This is a genomic window from Thermodesulfobacteriota bacterium (genome assembly GCA_039028315.1).
GTDB lineage: Bacteria > Desulfobacterota_D > UBA1144 > Nemesobacterales > UBA2774 > CR02bin9.
Map to the genome: position 1 here is coordinate 1 of JBCCIH010000181.1, position 4,828 is coordinate 4,828.

Genomic DNA, 4,828 nt, shown 5'->3' on the forward strand with positions numbered 1-4,828 from the left:
CACATGGTAGCAAGCGGTAACGGACCTGTAAACGCAATGGACCAGGCTCTTCGCAAAGCTCTTGAAAGATTCTATCCAAGCTTAAAAGAAGTAAAGTTAAAAGACTACAGAGTAAGAGTGCTTAACACCAAACAGGGAACTGACGCAGTTGTAAGGGTTCTTATTGAATCCGGTGATGGAGAAAGTGATTGGAGCACTGTAGGGGTTTCAGAAAACATAGTAGAGGCAAGCTGGAAAGCGCTTATAGATAGCATTGACTATAAAATTCTTAAAGATGAAGCCAAGAAAGCAGCCAAAGCCAGAGGATAATCTAGCTCCAGATCGGCTTAGGAAGACCATAAGCCAAAAGAATTATATATACAAGTAGATATGCAAAAAGTCCCACAACACAAACCCAAATAGCGCTCCACGTGTTCTTAAAATCAAGCGCCTGCCTTACTGCAATTATCATTGCCACAAACCGCCATACCCATATTACGAGAATCAGGAGCCAAACTATTTGGTTAATAAGTGGAAGAAGAGCAACTAATATAAAAATCCCCGGTGCTGCGGCAAAACCAAGTACTCTGAGGATTTCTCCAACATCTGTTTTGGTTTCTGTCTCAGGAAAGAGCTTAGTCCCGACTATATAGATCAGAAATGACATTAACACCCATCCTGCAAATGTTACAATTGTGCCAATAACTAAACCCCTAGCGCCGCCATAATCATATGTGTATATACCGGCTGCAACACTTGAGAGCAGAACCACAATCATGGCTTGCAAGATCGAGTTTTTATCGTTCTCTATCTCTTCATATAAATTTGGATCTAAAAGAAGCGCTCTTATAATTCGGGAAATAAACAATTATATAAAACTCCTATAACTTTCTATATTAGATGCTTATAAGAAGATATTGGATACAAGTTTAAAATGCAACTATATAAAATGTATAGAATATGTCCTTATTCACCACTGCTTTCGTGTATTTATTGCTTAATTACTAAGTTTAGCCAGCCATCATACCGGGAAGACCAAGTAGTGAGAATATTAACGCTATAACAACAAGATATATGACAAATCCAATAGCACAAACACCTATAGCCCGCCATGTGCTTTTATAATCTAGAGCTTGTCTAACAGCTATTATCATTGCTACTAACATCCATATGCCAGCTGCAAAAGATATTATTGCCCCTACAAAAGGAATAAAACCGAAAACTCTTAGCACTCCTGGAGAGCTTGAAAAACCAATTGTTCTAAGAAGCTCACCAACGTCAGATTTTGTTTGAGGCTCAGGCAAGAGTTTTGTGCCGATAATATAAACTAAAAAAGCCCAAACAAACCATCCAATCAGCGCAGACACTGTACCAATTATTAATCCCTTTATACCTAAGACACTTATAGTCCCTATACCACTTGCAACACTGGATAATACAACGACAGTTACAGCCTGCCCCATAGAACTTTGATCTGCTTCAACTTCTTCATACAAATTCACATCGAGCTTGGATGCTCTTAGCATGCGGTCAACTAAGCTAGCCATTTGGAATACCTCCTGCAGTTTTTCAATATTAAAAAGATAATAAAACTTTAAATTCGATTCGTCAAAGGATAGTAATAATTTTTCTAAAGAGCTTTACTATGAGGCACTTTAATCTTTGATAAGAAATTAAGCAGCGGAAGTATGTCTTTTTTTGACTGTGTGCTCATAAATGCAATCTGAATCCAGTTTCTTTCAACCAGATACTTGCTTGTCCAATGGATCAAAATACCCTCATCTTGAAGATCCCTACCCAAATCGCACGAGTTTATCCATTGGGGAAGTGAAATTGTTATAACTGCCGGTGCTGAATTTTTATCAGAAGCTATTATATTAAATCCAAGCTGATTTATTCGATCTCTTGTAAACAAGCTTATTAGGTCTAATTGAGAATATCTAGTTTTCCAATCAACACTATATAATGACTGCCCTAAAGCATAGACTAGATTTGAAGACATTGTAAAGGGAATTCCGTTCTGCTCTGCATAAAATCCTAAATCTAAGTACCTAGGGATAGCAGGGTTGGGTGAAATACCATGGTTATAAAAAACAAATGCTAGTCCTGGATAAGATGAAAGCCCCTTCCCACTGACTCCTGATCCAAGATAGACATTTCTTAAGTCAACGGGCTGTGTTCCAAGCGAACTTACACAGTCCAAACAAAGGCGCACATTTAAACTAGAGCAGATTTGCTCTAATGACTCAATATCATTAATTACACCTGTTGAAGTCTCACAATGAACGGCCCAAAGCCAATTGATATCTAGATGATTTGAGAGAAAGCTCTTTAACTCTTGATAATCAAAGACATCTCCCCAAGCAATAGTTATTTCTTCATAATTAAGGCCCATTCTTTGTCCGTGGTCTATTAGCCTCTCCCCAAACTCTCCATTTGATAAAATTAGACCTTTTCCCTTTATTTGGCCTAATTGAGCTGCAACTACGTCATTTGCAAGTGAACCTGAACCCATAAGAATCTCTACACTTTTAGAGTTTGCTAATTCACAAAGTTGATCTTTAACAATATTAAAATCCTTTCTGAACTCTTCAGATCTATGAGACACAGGTGCGTCCATCATAGCTTTTTTCACTTCAGGTTTAAGGGTTACCGGACCTGGCAAGAGGTTAATAAGATTCTCATTCTCAATACTAAAATTATTAGGGACTCTAGACATTATTTTAGATTTCTTTCTAAACTCTAAAGATGATTTCAAAGTTAAATACATAGGTTGATATCTAGCCCCTTGAGTACCTACTTCATTTCCAAAAGCTTTAAAACCAAATTGCTCATAGAACCTAAGTCTATTTACATTTGCTGAAATGAGCGCTATGTCATAACCCTTTTCATCAGCAAATTTAGCTAAAACAATAAGAAGTCCTTGAATTATTCTTAGGTTCCTAAAATCATGCTCTATTGATAAAAGCCTGAATTCACATGCAAAATTGTGATCTGGAAGGTAAGAATCCAGTTCCTTTATCTTGTTATCTAGAGAAAATGGCCTCTTGTCTCTCACGGCCATCATACCTAAAAGCTTGCGCTCTCTAATACATATTATATAAGTATTTTCAGAGTGAAATTTATCAAGAAGCAATCTGCCTTCATTGCATTCATGTTGCGGAATTTCCTCTACAAATGTCTTATAATTGAGCTCATTAATTTGCTTGAATTCCCAGTCTTCAGTAGCAATTTTAAACTCGAGTTTTGGCTTCATAGGCTTATTCAGATTAATGTAAGAACCTCATTTCTATGTCTGCACTTGGTACCATGCATGTCTGTTTTTTCCCAAACCATTTATATCTATTCTTGGCTACTATATCATAGAAATAATCTCTTATAGGCTTTGGGATTGCTATTAACAAACGAAATAATGGCCATAGTCCGCTTAGATGACGTGAAATTTTGATAACTGCAGTAGATTTTATATAACTTTTGCCATTCTCAAATAATATTAGAGAATCAAAATCTTCGTTTGCCAAGTTAAATTCTGACATAAGTGCCTTGCCCGTTTCGGACTGAAGTGAAGCAAATCTATATACTGCTTTTGGATCTCTCTGTATGATAAAGTTCACAGACCCTGTGCACAGATTACAAACTCCATCAAACAAAATCACTGGACTTTCAGTATGACTAGGACTCATTAATTTGCCTGGAAAACTATTATTTTTTTCCAACCGCAATAACAATATACCAATTTCCTTGATATTGTGCGATTGGAAGCGGAGTTGGTGTCAGTGGGACTTTAACAGTTCTAATTTCTTTGTTACCATCCACATCAACAGTCTTTTGTGTTTCTACTACAAGTGCCATTAAATGAGTAGGAGGGAATTTATAATAAGCAGGCGATCCCATCATAGTTAGAGTCTTTGTAGATTTATCGTAGCTCGCCATACCGCTGTTGCCTAGCTCATCAAGGCTGATTACTCCCATTTTGTATTCAGGAGGGATTTCTAACTGCATTAGAGAGTTTGTTATATTCGCTAACATTTGTGGATCCGTCACTCTTAGATATGAGACAATCTGTGGATGAATTAGAGACTCCACGCCGGCTTTGTTCTTTGCGTCTATGTCACGAACCAAATTTGCTGCAAGTGCTTCAGGTGTGCCCTGGCCAGCCTGAACAGAATTGTGATAGCCAAAGGATAGAACTGAAATAAGAACAGATCCTAAAATCAATTTGCCGGCAATTTTAATCATGACAATCTCCTTACTGTCTTAATTTTGATAGTAATCTTAGAAATTCTATGTACAGCCATACTAGAGTGATTATAAGACCGAATGCGCCATACCATTCCATATATTTTGGCGCACCATGTTCTGCGCCTTTTTCTATAAAATCAAAATCCAAAACCAAATTTAGCGCTGCAATAACTACAACAAACAAACTAAATAATATCCCAATTGTGCCTCCGGAATGAATAAACGGCACATTAATACTGAAAAAGCCCAGAACAAATGATAGTAAATAAACAACAAATATTGCTCCAGTTGCCGCGACCACTCCCATTCTAAATTTCTCAGTAACTTTTATTAAACCTAATCTATATGTAACGAGCATAGCGAAAAGTGTTCCGAAAGTTAGAGATACAGCTTGAAAAACGATTCCGGAGAACTGAAGTTCAAATATCGCAGAAATACCGCCTATCGCTAAACCTTCAAGAATCGCATAGATTGGCGCTGTTATTGGCGCCCATGTTTTCTTAAAAATAGTTATAAATGCAAAAATCAATCCACCAATCAGCCCGCCGTATAGCCAGTACATAAGGCTCGCGTTTTCAAGCCCTCCTTCAGTTGTTATGCCGCTCTC

At 37.3% G+C, this 4,828-nt stretch carries 7 protein-coding genes; 1 reads left to right on the forward strand and 6 read right to left on the reverse strand.

Going from position 1 to position 4,828, the window contains the following annotated elements:
* Window positions 1–309 (forward strand): alpha-isopropylmalate synthase regulatory domain-containing protein (locus tag AAF462_10125; GenBank protein ID MEM7009477.1); only part of this gene is annotated, 309 nt, incomplete at its 5' end.
* Between the two features lies 1 nt (window position 310).
* Here the strand turns inward: AAF462_10125 and AAF462_10130 are convergent.
* The 6 genes from AAF462_10130 to AAF462_10155 form a co-directional block, all read right to left on the reverse strand.
* Complete coding sequence (locus AAF462_10130; GenBank protein ID MEM7009478.1) at window positions 311–847, reverse strand: YIP1 family protein; 537 nt, start codon at window positions 845–847, stop codon at window positions 311–313.
* Window positions 848–989: 142 nt separating this feature from the next.
* A complete protein-coding gene (locus tag AAF462_10135; protein MEM7009479.1) occupies window positions 990–1,526 on the reverse strand; it encodes a YIP1 family protein in 537 nt (178 codons plus the stop codon).
* A gap of 83 nt (window positions 1,527–1,609) precedes the next feature.
* A complete protein-coding gene (locus AAF462_10140; protein ID MEM7009480.1) occupies window positions 1,610–3,235 on the reverse strand; it encodes a GNAT family N-acetyltransferase in 1,626 nt (541 codons plus the stop codon).
* A gap of 13 nt (window positions 3,236–3,248) precedes the next feature.
* Complete coding sequence (locus tag AAF462_10145) at window positions 3,249–3,662, reverse strand: thiol-disulfide oxidoreductase DCC family protein (protein ID MEM7009481.1); 414 nt, start codon at window positions 3,660–3,662, stop codon at window positions 3,249–3,251.
* A gap of 19 nt (window positions 3,663–3,681) precedes the next feature.
* On the reverse strand, window positions 3,682–4,218 hold the full coding sequence (locus AAF462_10150) for a hypothetical protein (protein ID MEM7009482.1): 537 nt from the start codon (window positions 4,216–4,218) through the stop codon (window positions 3,682–3,684).
* Window positions 4,219–4,228: 10 nt separating this feature from the next.
* Window positions 4,229–4,828: Bax inhibitor-1/YccA family protein (locus tag AAF462_10155; GenBank protein ID MEM7009483.1), on the reverse strand; the 600-nt coding region annotated here is incomplete at its 5' end.